Raw genomic sequence first — 13,236 nt, 5'->3', positions numbered from 1 at the left:
CGCGCGGGCGGATCGCAGCCTCCGTGGACGGGACCGCCGGAAGGACCCGAGATGACCCAATTCCGCAAGACCGCCCCGCGTCGCGGCGCCAAGGCCCTCGCGCTCGCCGCGGCCGGCGCGCTGGCCCTCTCCGCCGCCCCCCCGGCGCGCGCGCAGGAGAAGACCGAGTTCTCGATCGCCTGGTCGATCTACGTGGGCTGGATGCCCTGGGGCTACATGGCCGACCACGGCATCATGGACAAATGGGCCGAGAAATACGGCATCAGCGTCGAGATCGTGCAGATCAACGATTATATCGAGTCGATCAACCAGTACACGGCCGGGGGCTTTGACGGCGTCTCGGCCACCAACATGGACACGCTCTCGATCCCCGCGGGGGGCGGCGTGGACACCACCGCGCTGATCGTGGGCGACTACTCGAACGGCAACGACGCGATCCTGGTCAAGGGCGAGGGCGCGAGCGTCGCCGACCTCGCGGGCAAGCCGGTGAACCTGGTCGAGCTGTCGGTCTCCCACTACCTGCTCGCCCGCGCGCTGGAGAAGGCCGAGCTGGCCGAGCGGGATCTCGGCGCGGTGATCAACACCTCGGACGCGGACATGGTGGCAGCCTGGCAGACCTCGGACGTCGAGGCGGTGGTCACCTGGAACCCGCTGGTCTCGACCATCCTCGAGATGGGGGACGCGACCAACGTCGCCGACAGCTCCGACATCCCCGGCGAGATCATCGACCTGCTGGCGGTCAACACCGAGGTGCTCGAGGCCAACCCCGCCTTCGGCAAGGCGGTCGTGGGCGCCTGGTACGAGACCATGGCCCTGATGTCCGACGACAGCCCCGAGGGCGCCGCCGCCCGCGCCGCGATGGGCGAGGCCTCGGGCACCGACCAGGCCGGCTACGAGGCTCAGCTCGACTCGACGGCGATGTTCTACACCCCCGCCGAGGCCGTGGCCTTCGTCGAGGATCCCAGACTGGCCGAGACGATGACCTACGTGGCCCAGTTCCTGTTCGACAAGGGCATCCTGGGGACCGGCGCGCCCTCGCCCGACTTCGTGGGCGTGGTTTATCCCTCGGGCGAGGTCACCGGGGACGAGGCCAACGTGAAGTTCCGCTACTCGGTCGAATACATGAAGATGGCCGCCGACGGTCTGCTGTGACGCCGCCGGGGAGGCCCCCGCGGCCTCCCCTCCCCTGCCGCCCGCTGCGGGAGCCGTCCATGAGCAATCGCCTGTCGCCGACCCCGACGCGCCGCCCCGGTCCGCCAGTCCGCCCCGCGACCCTGTCGGCGGAGGGCTGAACCGATGCGCTGGATCAACCGACGTCCCGGGCGGCTTCTGGCCTTCGGCCTCGCCGCCTTGCCCTTCGCGCTGGCGATCCTGGGCTATGTGATCGCCTCCGACATCCGCCGCGCCGCCAACCCGGCCGACAAGCTGCTGCCGGCGCCGACGCAGATCCTCGACACCGCCATCAGTCTCGCGACCGAGGCGGACCGGCGTTCGGGCGACGTGCTGTTGTGGGTCGACACCTCCGCCTCGCTGATCCGGCTGGCGCAGGGGGCGGGGATCTCGGCGGCCATGGGGCTGGGCTTCGGGCTGCTGATCGGGCTGATCCCGGGCATCCGCACCACGCTGGCGCCGTTCGTGTCGGTGATCTCGCTGATCCCGCCGCTGGCGATCCTGCCGGTGCTGTTCATCGTCTTCGGGCTGGGCGAGGTCTCCAAGGTCGCGCTGATCGCCATCGGCATCGCGCCCGTCCTGATCCGCGACATCGCCCAGCGCACCGCCGAGATCCCCGAGGAGATGATCGTCAAGGCGCAGACGCTGGGCGCCTCGACCTGGGCGATCCTGGCCCGGGTGGCGCTGCCCCAGGTGTTGCCGCGCCTGATCGGGGCGCTGCGGCTCTCCCTCGGGCCCGCCTGGCTGTTCCTGATCGCGGCCGAGGCCATCGCCTCGACCGAGGGGCTGGGCTACCGCATCTTCCTCGTGCGCCGCTATTTCGCGATGGACGTGATCATCCCCTATGTGATCTGGATCACCCTGCTCGCCTTCCTGATGGACCTCGGCCTGCGCCAGCTCCACCGGCGCGCCTTCCCCTGGGCGGGACCGGCCACATGAGCTTTGTGAATGTCTCCGACATCTTCCTCTCCTATGGCCGACGCCCGATCCTGGAGCGCGTGAACCTCGAGGTCGTCGAGGGCGAATTCGTCTCCATCGTCGGCGCCTCGGGCTGCGGCAAGTCCACCTTCCTGCGCCTGCTGCTGGCCCAGGAACGCCCCACCCGCGGCGAGATCTCCATCGACGGCCGCCCGCCGGCGCGGGAGCCCGACCGCGACCGCGGCGTGGTCTTCCAGCGCTATTCGGTGTTCCCGCACATGACCGTGCGCGGCAACCTGATCGCGGCCGAGGAGCTGGGCGGCGCCCGCGCCGGCCGCCTGCCGCGCTTCTTCGGCGCCCGCCGCCGCGAGGCCGCCAAACGCGCCGACGCGGCGCTCGAGCGGATCGGCCTCGCCCATGTCGCCGACGCCTGGCCCGCCGCGCTGTCGGGCGGCATGCAGCAGCGGCTCGCCATCGCCCAGGCGCTGGCCGGGCGCCCCCGCGTCCTGCTGCTGGACGAGCCCTTCGGCGCCCTCGATCCCGGCACAAGAGTGGCGATGCACGCCTTCCTCCAGGACCTGCGGGCCGAGACCAACATGACGGTTTTCATGGTCAGCCACGACCTCGAGGAAGCCTTCAAGCTGGGCGACCGCGTGCTGGTCTTCGACAAGCCCCGATGGGATCCCATCGAACCCGAGGCCTACGGCGCCACGATCACCTACGACTTCGACGCGCGGGACGGCGGCATCCCCTTCCAGAACCGCCCCTTCGCCGCGCCCCCGACCTCGCAAGCCCAAGAGGACGACCATGTTCCCCAGGTCTGAACCCCGCCGCCGCGTCCCCGCCGCCCTGTTCCCCGAGGCTCGGCGCGCCCACCACCCCGACCTGACCAAGCTGCGCGGCTGGAAGGCGATGCGCGCCGAGGCCGACATCCCCGGCGGCGAGTGGGAGAACGAGAAGGCCTGGGCCCTGCGCATGGGCCTGACCGGCGCCGACAGCATCGAGGACCGCTCGATCCCCACCTTCGCGCGGGGCGAACTGCCCCACTACGCCGGCATCAACACCTTCCTGAAGGCCCCCTACACCGAGGACGTGACCGAGGTCGGCCAGTACGACGCCACCGTCCTGGGCATCCCCTTCGACGGCGGCGCCACCTACCGCCCCGGCACCCGCTTCGGACCCCAGGCGCTGCGCCGGATCTCGGCCCTCTACACGCCCTACAACTACGAGATGGCCGTCGACCTGCGCGAGCAGATGACGCTGTGCGACGCGGGCGACGTGTTCACCATCCCCGCCAACATCGAGAAGAGCTTCGACCAGATCTCCCGCGCGGTCAGCCATGTCGCCTCGTCGGGGTCGTTCCCGATCATGATCGGGGGCGACCACTCGATCGGCTACCCCTGCGTGAAGGGGATCGCCGACGTCACCTCCAAGAAGATCGGCATCGTGCATTTCGACCGCCACGCCGACATCCAGGAGAAGGACCTCGACGAGCGGATGCACACCACGCCCTGGTTTCACGCCACCAACATGCCCAACGTGCCGGCCAAGAACCTGGTGCAGGTGGGCATCGGCGGCTGGCAGGTCCCGCGCGAGGCGGTGAAGGTCGCCCGCGAGCGGGAGACCAACATCATCACCATGGGCGACATGGAGAAGATGGGCGTCGACCGCACCGCCGAGATGGCGCTCGAGATGGCCTGGGACGGCGTCGACATGGTCTACATGTCCTTCGACATCGACAGCATCGACTGTGGGTTCGTGCCGGGCACCGGCTGGCCCGAGCCGGGCGGCTTCCTGCCGCGCGAGGCGCTCGCGCTCGCCTCCAAGGTCGCGGCCGAGGGCCTGTGCGGGATGGAGCTGGTCGAGGTCAGCCCCCCCTACGACACCTCCGACATCACCGCGCTGATGGGCACGCGGGTGATCGTGGACGTGCTCGGCTCGATGGTGGCGGCGGGCAAGATGGGGGCCCACAAGCGGCACATCGACAAGCCCGTGACCCTGCCGATGGGCGAGTGGTCCGAGGCCACCCACGGCAAGCGCTGGGGCCGTCCGGCCGGGAGCCGCTGACATGCCCCACGATCATCCCCACAACCCCGGCCGCGACCCCGCGCACGCCCATCCCCATGCACATGGCCACGCCCGGGGTCATTCACACGCTCACGGCCATGACCACGCCTCTGGCCACGGCAACGGTCACGGCCACGCTTCCGGCCACGGGCATGCTCCGGGCCATGGCCACAACCACGCCCACGCCACCCACCTGCACAGCCACATGGACCCCGCCGACGAGGCCGCCGACCTGCAGGTCCTGACCGCCCAGTTCATCGACGGCTTCCGCGAGGCGCGCGACAAGGCCGCCTACCTGCGCATCGCCGGCGTCCCGCTCGAGGTCCCCGACGAGGCCGGCGGCCCCCCCCTGAAGCTGGTGGACGTGACCCTGACGACCGAGTGGCAGGTCGGCACCGCCAGCCCCTCCTTCGGCAGCCGGGAGCTGTCCTACCTCCCGTTCCCCGGCGAGATGATCGCCGAGCGCACCAACCTCGGGTTCGTCTACGTCTCCCTCGACGCCAAGCGCGTGGTCGACCTCCGCGGCTTCCTGGCGGCCCGCGAGGCCCCCTGACGCGCGGGGGCGATGACGTTCCCCGCCGCGCCCGTCCGGCGAGCGCGGCGGCCAGCGCCATCGGGCGAGGCGCCCGCCTCCCGCCCTCGCCTCGCCCCCCCTTGCGCCGGACTCGCGCCGCGCGTTTTCCGGCTCGCCCCTCCGTCAAGCGCTCTCCGCCAACTCCTCCCGCCCGTCGCCGCGCGGGCGACGATGGGTCGAGCGTCCGCCCCGTTCCTCGCGACAACAGCCTGCCGTCGCGATCCGCCATTGCCGCCTTGAAACATCTCCCGCCCTCGGCTAGACGCACCCGCACGGAGAGGTGGCCGAGCGGTCGAAGGCGCACGCCTGGAAAGCGTGTATAGGGGCAACTCTATCCCGGGTTCGAATCCCGGTCTCTCCGCCACAGCCCCCACCCGGAGAGTCTCACGCCGGACGGAGTTCCCTTGGTCGCAAGGGGAACGGCTGGGCGGCCGTCTCACATTCTGTCATGCGAACTCCCAGCCTCTCACCGCAATTGCGGGATGAGATGTGGGATGTTGGCGAGCGCCAGATGACTGCCAGGCAGGCGCATTCGCCGATCCGCGACACGATGGGCACGCGCCGCGGTCGACATCGGGAGGAGCAGCTCGCCGCGATCGCGGCGCGAATGAACGGGCCCGGCCGCCATTGCGATGGCAGGGGCCTCTATCTCGTCGCCGATCGGAGCGGGGCGAAGCACTCGGCAGACTTGCCCTGGGCGGAGCGGCCAGAGCCTCTGGCCACGCCTCGCCGGGGCTAGCGGCATGGGCGCCCTCGCCGTGCTCTGACCGCAGGCCGCTCTGGCGAGGTCGGGAAGGTGGAATGGCGCGACGTCGGTCTCGAGGCGCTGGTCTTGCCCTCCCCGACGTCTTGCAAGCCGCTGTCGGACATGGCGCCTGCCGCCGTCCTGAAGCGACTGGGCCTCGCGTCACCTGTCGGCCGTGGATCAGCGCGACGACCTCGACATCCTTCGACGGGCCGTGCCGTGTGTCGAGGACCGCGACGGCATCGAACGTCGCGAGCGCGTGGCCCACCTCGAAGAGATCAGCGACCCTCGCATGCGAGCCGTGGCGCACGACCGCCTGCTCGGTGGGCTTGCCATGAGGGTCGAGAGCGACATCGCCGATCGGGACCCCTCCATCAGAAAATGGCGCGAGTTCTGGGCCGAAGTCCGGGATGTGCTGTCGACGCGGGCCGGTACGGTCGGCTGGCCAGGGCGCGATCCGGCGGGCGGTCTGGCGCTCGAGGCTCACGCGACGCGCGGCCCGGAGCATCTTCATGGGCTTGAGGTCCGGTTCGAGCGCCAGCTGCCCGAAGCGCGCCACGCGGGCGATCGTGGCGACGAAACCCGCATGAACGCGGCGCCTTCCGAAGGCGCGTTGCTCGCCTGCACGCCGACGCAGAGCTTCCCGATGCTCGCGATCCCGTTCTTCCTTCTCGCGGGCGCCCTGATGCTGTCGAGCAAGCTCGGGATCTGTCTCGGCAAGACCGCCCGCTTCATGGTCGGCCACTTCAAGAGCGGGCTCGGACAGGTCTCGGTCATCGGCTCGGCGACGGTCGCCGCCGTCGCGGTCGTGGCTTACATGCGCGACCTGCCGCGCTCGCCGTTGACGGGCGGGGTCGCGGCGGTCGACATGGGCCGGATGACGCGCGGTGAGGAGCATCATCATGGCGTCCTCGACCATCCAGCGGGTGCTGAGGGCCGAGCGCGTGGCCCAGGACCCGGAGGAGCGGGCGCAGGCGGCCTTCGACGAACCGTGGATGGTGGTCCTCGCGCTCGACATGATCACGCTGAACGTGGACGCGCTTCTCGACCTTCCGGCGGCGATCCTGCTGCTCGGGGCCCTGTTCGCCGCGATCGGCCAGGCGATCGGACTGGACCTTGTCCAGCTCGGCCTGATGATGGTGGGGAACCTGGCGACCGGGCCCTGCACGCCGCCCAGGGAGGGCGCCGTCCATCTCCTCGGCGCTTTCGGGGGCGAGCATCGGGGCGACCGTCCGCGCGCTCGCGTCCTTCGGCGGCGGGGCGCGCGGGGTCTTCGCGCTGATGTCCCCGGCGTCCGCCGTGACCCTCGATCGAGACCCCACGAGCGAGATCTCGATCGAGGGTCGGCCGAAGCGGAGCGGAGGCTCCGGCGGGTCGAGCGCGACCCGGTTCGGCGCGAGCCAGGGGCCCATCGATCGGGCGCCCTGACGCTGTCGATGAGGCGGGCGACTGCGATCTGCGCCATCGGGTCGTCCGGGATCCGCTGCAGGACGGCCGAACAGGGCAGGCGTCTCGTCGACGCGCGAGGCGGTTCGCCTTGTCGTCCGCCGACGCCGGCGGAGTCGCTTGCCCGCGCACATCTCGATTGCCAGACGGCCGTGGGGCGGGAATAGTTCGCGCCATGACGACGAGGCCCGTGGTGCATGTTCTGGACGACGACGAAGCCGTCAGGCTGGCCATCGCCAGCCTGCTGCAGTCCGTCGGGCTCGAGAGCAGGACCCATGGCTCGACCCAGGCGTTCCTCGAAGCCGAGCGGCCCGACGTCGAAAGCTGCCTGGTGCTGGACGTGCGGCTGCCGGGGACCAGCGGGCTCGACCTGCAGGAACTGCTGGCCGAACGCGGGGTGGAGCTGCCGGTGATCCTGGTCACTGGCCATGGCGACATCCCGATGAGCGTGCGGGGAATGAAGGCCGGGGCGGTCGACTTCCTCTCGAAGCCGTTTCGCGAACAGGACCTGCTGGACGCGGTGGCGCGGGCGCTGGCGATCGACCGCGCCCGGCGGGCGGAGCGGCACGGGCTCGAGGCGCTGCGTGCGCGCTACGCGACCCTCTCGCCGCGGGAGCGGCAGGTGATGGCGCGGGTCGCCGCGGGGCTGCTCAACAAGCAGGTGGCGGGCGAACTGGGGATCAGCGAGATCACGGTGAAGATCCACCGCGGCGCGGCGATGCGGAAGATGGACGCGCGAACCCTGCCGGACCTGGTGCGGATGCAGGACGCGATCGCCGCCGCGCCCGCGCGGCCCGCCGATGACACGTTGGTATGATACCCGCCCCCGCCCATCCGTGCGAAAGGGACGATCCGGCCTCGGCCCCGCCGGCGCGCCGCGCAAGGATCCCTGGTGACCTCGCTTCCCCTGATCGCCATCGTCGACGACGACGCCCCGTTCCTGCGGGCGATGGAAAGCCTGGTGCGCGCGCTGGGTTGGCGCGCGGCGGGCTTCGACTCGGCCGAGCGGTTCCTGGCCTCGGCCGAGCGGAGGGAGGCCGCGTGCGTCGTCTCGGACCTGCAGATGCCGGGGATGGGCGGGCTCGCGCTGCTGGCGGCGCTGAGGGCGCAGGGCGCGCGGCCTCCGGTGATCCTGGTCACCGCGCGGTCCGAGCCGCGGCTTGCGGCCGAGGCGCTTGCCGGCGGCGCCCTGCGCCTGCTGCGCAAGCCGGTGGAGCCGGGCGAGCTGATCGACTGCATCGCCCGCGCGCTTGCGGCGCGGCCGGTCTGAGCCGCAGCCTTGCGGGCCGGGGCGCGCGATGCTGAGCGCGGCCGAGGCGGGCGTGCTCGACCTGGTGCAGGAAAGCGTCGTGCTGCGCAGCCCGGACGGCCGCATCCTGTGGTGGAACGCGGCGGCCGAGACGCTCTACGGTCCCCAGCCCGCGCGCGCCGCCGGCCGCCCCGCCGCCGAGCTGTTCGGGGAGGCGGGGCCGGACGAGGACGCGGCCGCCCTTGCGATCCTGCGCGCGCAGGGCGCCTGGCAGGGCGAGCGTCTGCGCCGGGGCGCCGGGGGCGAGCCGCGCCGGGTGGCGCTGGCCTGGCGTCTGCGCCTGGCGGAGGGCGGGGAGGCGATCCTCGAGACCGGGCGCGACGTCACCGACGCCCGCCGGGACGAGGCCGCCCTGCGCAAGTCCGAGCACCGCTACCGCAACCTCTTCCAGGCGATGGCCGCCAGCTTCTGGGAGCTGGATTTCTTCCCCGTCGGCGCGCGGCTCCACGCCCTGCGCAAATCGGGCGAGATCGCCGACTACGCCGCCTATTTCGCCGCCCACCCCGAGTTCGTGCGCGAGATGATGCGCGCGACCCGGGTGATCGACGTGAACGAGAAGACTGTGGCGCTGTTCGGCCGCCCCGGAGCGCCCGACCCGAAGGCCGAACTGCTGACCAGCGTCGAGCCGTTCTGGCCCGAGGCGAGTTCGGGGGTCTATGCCGCCTCGGTGGTCGCGGCGGTGACCGGGGCGCCCAGCTACGCCTCCGAAACGCGGCTGCGCGCCATAGACGGGCGGGAGTTCCCGGCCCTGTTCACCGCCTGTTTCCCGCCCGACACGATGAACAAGGGCACGCTGCTGGTCGGGGTGATCGACCTGAGCGCGCGGGTCGCGGCCGAGCAGGCCCTGGCGGGGATGCGCGCCGAGCTGGCGCGGGCGGCGCGGGTCTCGATGCTGGGCGAGCTGACCGCCTCGATCGCGCATGAGGTCAATCAGCCGCTCGCGGCCATCGCCGCCAACGCGGCCGCGGGAATGCGCTGGCTGGACCGGCCGGCGCCCGAGGTGGCCGAGGCCCGGCTGCTGACCGGGCGCATCGCCGCCGACGCGCGCCGCGCCTCGGAGGTGATCGACCGGATCCGGGGGATGGTGGCGGGCGAGGCGCCCTCGGGCGGGCCGTCCTCGGCCAACGCGGCGCTGCGCGACGCGGCCGCCTTCCTCGAGGCCGAGATCCGCCAGCAGGGCGCCCGGCTGGCGCTGCATCTCGACCCTGACGAGCCGATGGTCGCCGCCGACCGGGTGCAGCTTCAGCAGGTGACGGTGAACCTCGCGCTGAACGCTTTGCAGGCGATGGCGGGTCGGCCCTCGCCGCGGCTCGACCTTGGCGTCCGCCGCGCCGGCGACCGGATCGCGATCGAGATCGCCGACGCCGGGCCGGGGATCGCGGCCGAGCATCTGCCCCGGCTCTTCGACAGCTTCTTCACCACCCGCACCGAGGGCATGGGCATGGGCCTGGCCATCGTGCGCAGCATCATCGAGACCTTCGAGGGCAGCGTGCGCGCCGCCAACCGCCCCGGCGGCGGCGCCTGCTTCACGGTCGAGCTGCCGCTGGCCCGCCCCGTCGAGCCCCGGCCCGCCGGCGTCGCCGCCCACACCGGCGCCCCCGGCGCGGGCCGCAATGGCGCCTCCCGCGGGGGCCGCGATGGCGCCTCCGGCGGGGGCCGCGATGGCGCCTCCGGCGCGGGGCCGGATGATCCCGCTCATACCATCGTCTGATCGCGACCGACCCGCCGTAGAATAGGCCGATGGCTGTGATCCCGACATTCTGACCCCACGGCGCCCCGGACCGGGACGCCGCGGGGAGACGCGGCGACCCTCGCTCAGGCGAGCGCGCCCAGCCCGATCCGAAGACCGCTCGCCCCGAAAGGGTCCGACGCGCCCGCCCGCCGGCGGGACGGTCGAGGAACGCTCCCCCTGCGCCTCGTCTCGCCGCGGCCCATCGCGCCGGCGACATGTCAGAAGGGAGAGTTGTCATGGACTTCTACGCCACTCGCATCAGTCTCGCGCCGCCGCTGTCCTCGGTGATCTCGGCCATGGCCCGCGCCGGCCGCACCCAGGCCGGAGAGCGGCCGGTCACGCTCTCGACCGGCGCGCCGGTCCGGGCGTCCGGCCGGCAGGGCGCCCGGACCGCGCCTTCGCAGCTCATCGAGATCCGCGGCCGACGTCTCGCCTACCGGAGGTTCGGCGAAGGCCCGACGCTGGTGCTCGCCCTGCGCTTTCGCGGCGTGATGGACAGCTGGGATCCCGCCTTCCTCGACGCGCTCGCGGCCAGCTTCACTGTGGTGATCTTCGACTACACCGGCCTCGGCCAGTCGACCGGCGCCCCGTCGTATGGGCGCGAGCGAATGGCGCGGGACATCCTCGATCTCGCCGACGGGCTGGGGCTGGGGCGCTTCGTGCTTGGCGGCTGGTCGCTGGGGGGCGTGGCGGCCCAGATCTTCGCCGCCGCCCACCCCGAGCGGGTGCGCCAGCTGGTGCTGATCGGCACGACTCCGCCCGGTCCCCAGCCCCACGACGCCGAGCCGATCTTCCTTCAGACCGCGCTGAAGCCGGTCAACGACCTCGAGGACGAGACGATCCTGTTCTTCGAGCCGGCCTCGCCCTCCAGCCGCGCCGCCGCCGAGGCGTCCCACGCCCGGATCGCCGCGCGGGAGGGCGACGTCAGCCCGCCGGTCCCGCCCGAGACCTTCCTGCGCCTGTTGCAGGAGTCCCATGACCCCGCCGCCGTGTTCCCTGATCCCGACGGCCGGCACGAGGCCTTCTTTCGCGGCGGCGGCGTGCCGGTCCTGGTGATCTCGGGCGATCACGAGGTCGTCTTCCCGGTGCAGAACTGGCACGCGCTGAACCGCGTCTGGCCCAGCCTGCACCTGGTCACCATCCCCCAGGCCGGCCACGCGCCCCAGCACCAGATGCCCGAATTCGTCGCGGGCCTGATCGCGGGCTTCGTCCGCGCCACCCCCCTCTGACCCCGTCCCTTCTGACCCCGCCAGCTCCGGCGGCGAGGCAGGCCCGCCTCGCCGCCGCCCTGACCCTCACGGAGGCCGCCATGACCCTCGCCCCCCCGATCGAGACGCCGCCCCCCCGCCTCGCTCCGCGCCCCCCGTCTTCCGGCACGGCCGCTTCGAGGTGACGATCCTCAGCGACGGCGCGCTGACCCTCGGCGCCGAGATCCTGATGCCCGAGGCGCAGGAGGGTCCCCGCCTTGCCATGCTGCGCCGGCTCGGCGGCGACGCGGCCGGCGCGCAGGTGCGCGCGAACGTGCCGGTGATCCGGGCGGGCGAGGAGCTGATCGTCGTCGACGTCGGCGCCGGCGACGCCTTCCAGGCCAGCCTCGGTCGCCTGGCGGGCAATCTCGCCGCCGCCGGCATCGACCGGCGCGCGGTCACGCGGGTGATCCTCACCCACGCCCATCCCGACCACTCCGGCGGCGCCCTCCAGCCCGACGGGACCCTCCTGTTCCCCGAGGCGACCTGGCACGTCGGCCGCGAGGAATGGGATTTCTGGACCGATCCCCGCTTCGAGGCGCGACGCGCCCCCGCCCTGCACGCCTTCGCCCGCGGCGCCCGGCGCGACCTTCTGGCGGTCGAGGATCGCGTGCGCCGCCACGTCTGCGGCGACGAGGTCGCGCCCGGCGTGCGGCTGGTCTCCACCCCCGGCCACACGCCCGGGCACATGTCGGTCGAGCTCGACGGGCCCGAGCCGTTGCTGCTGGTCGGCGACGCCTGCACCCACGACGTCATCTTCTTCGAGAATCCGGGCTGGCGCTTCGGCTTCGACACGGACCCCGACCTCGCGCTCGAGACCCGCCGGCGCCTGCTCGATCGCGCGGCGAGCGCGCGGATGCAGGTGCTCGGATACCACTGGACCCGCTCCGGCCCGGGCCGGGTCGAGCGCCGCGGCGCGGCCTACCGCTTCCTCCCCTCCCTCCCTGAAAGGATCCCGACATGACCCCCGCGTCTTCTTCGATCCGCGGCCTCTCCCGGCGCGACGCGCTGCTCGCGGGCGGCGCCGGCCTGGCGCTTGCCGCCGCCCCCGCCGCGCAGGCCGCCTCTTTCTCCGACCCCGAACAGCAGGAGCTGACCATGGGCTATGTGACCGCCGCCGACGGCGCCGAGATCTTCTACAAGGACTGGGGCCCGCGCGACGCCCGGCCCATCGTGTTCCACCACGGCTGGCCGCTGAGCGCGGATGACTGGGACGCGCAGATGCTGTTCTTCCGGGCCCACGGGTTCCGGGTGATCGCCCATGACCGGCGCGGGCACGGCCGCTCGAGCCAGACCGGCGCGGGCGCCGACATGGACGGTTACGCCGCCGACGTTGCCGCGCTGGTCAAGGCGCTGGACCTGCGCGACGCGATCCACGTGGGCCATTCGACCGGCGGCGGCGAGGTCGCCCGCTATGTCGCCCGCGCCGAGCCCGGCCGCGTCGGCAAGGCGGTGCTGATCGGCGCCGTGCCTCCGATCATGGTCAAGACCGCGGCCAACCCCGGCGGCCTGCCGATCGAGGTTTTCGACGGCTTTCGCGCCGCCCATGCCGCCAACCGCGCCCAGTTCTTCTGGGACGTCGCCGCGGGCCCGTTCTATGGCTACAACCGCCCCGGCGCGCAGGTCAGCCAGGGGGTGATCCAGAACTGGTGGCGGCAGGGCATGATGGGCGGGGCCGGGCCCCAGTACGACGGCATCAAGGCGTTCTCGGAGACCGACTTCACCGAGGATCTCAAGGCCATCGCGGTCCCTGTCCTGGTGATGCACGGCGACGACGACCAGATCGTGCCCTATGCGGACTCGGCCCCGCTCTCGGTCAAGCTGCTGCGCAACGGCACGCTGAAGACCTATCCGGGCTTCGACCACGGCATGTGCACGACGCACCCCGACGAGATCAACGCGGACCTCCTCGCCTTCTTCCGGGCCTGAGGGCGGGTCTGGCGGGACGTCCCGTCCCCGATCGACCGGCGCGCGCCCCCCGGCGCGCGCCCCCCGGCGCGCGCCGGATCGTCCGCGTATCGTCCGCGC

Annotated in this window: 12 protein-coding genes, 1 tRNA gene and 1 pseudogene; all 14 read left to right on the top strand. The window is 72.5% G+C overall.

The window, feature by feature from the left end:
- Positions 1 to 51 precede the first annotated feature (51 nt).
- On the top strand, positions 52 to 1,152 hold the full coding sequence (locus tag AAC134_RS04650) for a putative urea ABC transporter substrate-binding protein (protein ID WP_339947887.1): 1,101 nt from the start codon (positions 52 to 54) through the stop codon (positions 1,150 to 1,152).
- A 144-nt stretch (positions 1,153 to 1,296) separates the two neighbouring features.
- Complete coding sequence (locus AAC134_RS04645) at positions 1,297 to 2,109, top strand: ABC transporter permease subunit (RefSeq protein WP_339947886.1); 813 nt, start codon at positions 1,297 to 1,299, stop codon at positions 2,107 to 2,109.
- Positions 2,106 to 2,912 (top strand): ABC transporter ATP-binding protein, encoded by an 807-nt coding sequence (locus tag AAC134_RS04640; RefSeq protein ID WP_339947885.1) that lies wholly within the window; start codon positions 2,106 to 2,108, stop codon positions 2,910 to 2,912. Before AAC134_RS04645 ends, AAC134_RS04640 begins: the two co-directional genes overlap by 4 nt.
- Positions 2,896 to 4,155: an agmatinase family protein gene (locus tag AAC134_RS04635; protein ID WP_339947884.1), complete on the top strand. Its 1,260-nt coding sequence runs from the start codon at positions 2,896 to 2,898 to the stop codon at positions 4,153 to 4,155. Before AAC134_RS04640 ends, AAC134_RS04635 begins: the two co-directional genes overlap by 17 nt.
- A 1-nt stretch (position 4,156) precedes the next feature.
- Positions 4,157 to 4,708: a hypothetical protein gene (locus AAC134_RS04630; protein ID WP_339947883.1), complete on the top strand. Its 552-nt coding sequence runs from the start codon at positions 4,157 to 4,159 to the stop codon at positions 4,706 to 4,708.
- Positions 4,709 to 5,003: 295 nt separating this feature from the next.
- Positions 5,004 to 5,093 (top strand) — tRNA-Ser (locus AAC134_RS04625).
- 673 nt (positions 5,094 to 5,766) lie between these two features.
- Positions 5,767 to 6,219 (top strand): annotated as a pseudogene (locus AAC134_RS04620) (hypothetical protein); the annotation flags it as partial.
- A 157-nt stretch (positions 6,220 to 6,376) separates the two neighbouring features.
- Complete coding sequence (locus tag AAC134_RS04615; protein WP_339947882.1) at positions 6,377 to 7,087, top strand: TRAP transporter large permease subunit; 711 nt, start codon at positions 6,377 to 6,379, stop codon at positions 7,085 to 7,087.
- Positions 7,088 to 7,095: 8 nt separating this feature from the next.
- Positions 7,096 to 7,737, top strand: coding sequence for a response regulator transcription factor (locus tag AAC134_RS04610; RefSeq protein ID WP_339947881.1), 642 nt, complete (start codon positions 7,096 to 7,098; stop codon positions 7,735 to 7,737).
- A gap of 75 nt (positions 7,738 to 7,812) precedes the next feature.
- On the top strand, positions 7,813 to 8,190 hold the full coding sequence (locus AAC134_RS04605) for a response regulator (RefSeq protein WP_339947880.1): 378 nt from the start codon (positions 7,813 to 7,815) through the stop codon (positions 8,188 to 8,190).
- A 28-nt stretch (positions 8,191 to 8,218) separates the two neighbouring features.
- Positions 8,219 to 9,940: an ATP-binding protein gene (locus AAC134_RS04600; RefSeq protein ID WP_339947879.1), complete on the top strand. Its 1,722-nt coding sequence runs from the start codon at positions 8,219 to 8,221 to the stop codon at positions 9,938 to 9,940.
- A gap of 257 nt (positions 9,941 to 10,197) precedes the next feature.
- Positions 10,198 to 11,190: an alpha/beta hydrolase gene (locus AAC134_RS04595; RefSeq protein WP_339947878.1), complete on the top strand. Its 993-nt coding sequence runs from the start codon at positions 10,198 to 10,200 to the stop codon at positions 11,188 to 11,190.
- A gap of 160 nt (positions 11,191 to 11,350) precedes the next feature.
- Positions 11,351 to 12,172: an MBL fold metallo-hydrolase gene (locus AAC134_RS04590; protein ID WP_339947877.1), complete on the top strand. Its 822-nt coding sequence runs from the start codon at positions 11,351 to 11,353 to the stop codon at positions 12,170 to 12,172.
- Complete coding sequence (locus AAC134_RS04585) at positions 12,169 to 13,137, top strand: alpha/beta hydrolase (protein WP_339947876.1); 969 nt, start codon at positions 12,169 to 12,171, stop codon at positions 13,135 to 13,137. Before AAC134_RS04590 ends, AAC134_RS04585 begins: the two co-directional genes overlap by 4 nt.
- The last annotated feature ends 99 nt before the right edge of the window (positions 13,138 to 13,236 follow it).

Origin of the sequence: uncultured Albimonas sp., assembly GCF_963977235.1 — a bacterium.
Lineage (GTDB): Bacteria > Pseudomonadota > Alphaproteobacteria > Rhodobacterales > Rhodobacteraceae > Albimonas.
The sequence above is the reverse complement of the archived record's forward strand: the minus strand, read 5'-3'. Positions and strand labels throughout refer to the sequence as shown.

Excerpts from the sequence above, each read along its gene's own strand:
- AAC134_RS04650 (WP_339947887.1), top strand. The coding sequence starts at position 52 with ATGACCCAATTCCGCAAGACCGCCCCGCGTCGCGGCGCCAAGGCCCTC.
- AAC134_RS04610 (WP_339947881.1), top strand. The coding sequence starts at position 7,096 with ATGACGACGAGGCCCGTGGTGCATGTTCTGGACGACGACGAAGCCGTC.
- AAC134_RS04640 (WP_339947885.1), top strand. The coding sequence starts at position 2,106 with ATGAGCTTTGTGAATGTCTCCGACATCTTCCTCTCCTATGGCCGACGC.
- AAC134_RS04600 (WP_339947879.1), top strand. The coding sequence starts at position 8,219 with ATGCTGAGCGCGGCCGAGGCGGGCGTGCTCGACCTGGTGCAGGAAAGC.
- AAC134_RS04595 (WP_339947878.1), top strand. The coding sequence starts at position 10,198 with ATGGACTTCTACGCCACTCGCATCAGTCTCGCGCCGCCGCTGTCCTCG.
- AAC134_RS04585 (WP_339947876.1), top strand. The coding sequence starts at position 12,169 with ATGACCCCCGCGTCTTCTTCGATCCGCGGCCTCTCCCGGCGCGACGCG.
- AAC134_RS04630 (WP_339947883.1), top strand. The coding sequence starts at position 4,157 with ATGCCCCACGATCATCCCCACAACCCCGGCCGCGACCCCGCGCACGCC.
- AAC134_RS04635 (WP_339947884.1), top strand. The coding sequence starts at position 2,896 with ATGTTCCCCAGGTCTGAACCCCGCCGCCGCGTCCCCGCCGCCCTGTTC.
- AAC134_RS04645 (WP_339947886.1), top strand. The coding sequence starts at position 1,297 with ATGCGCTGGATCAACCGACGTCCCGGGCGGCTTCTGGCCTTCGGCCTC.
- AAC134_RS04615 (WP_339947882.1), top strand. The coding sequence starts at position 6,377 with ATGGCGTCCTCGACCATCCAGCGGGTGCTGAGGGCCGAGCGCGTGGCC.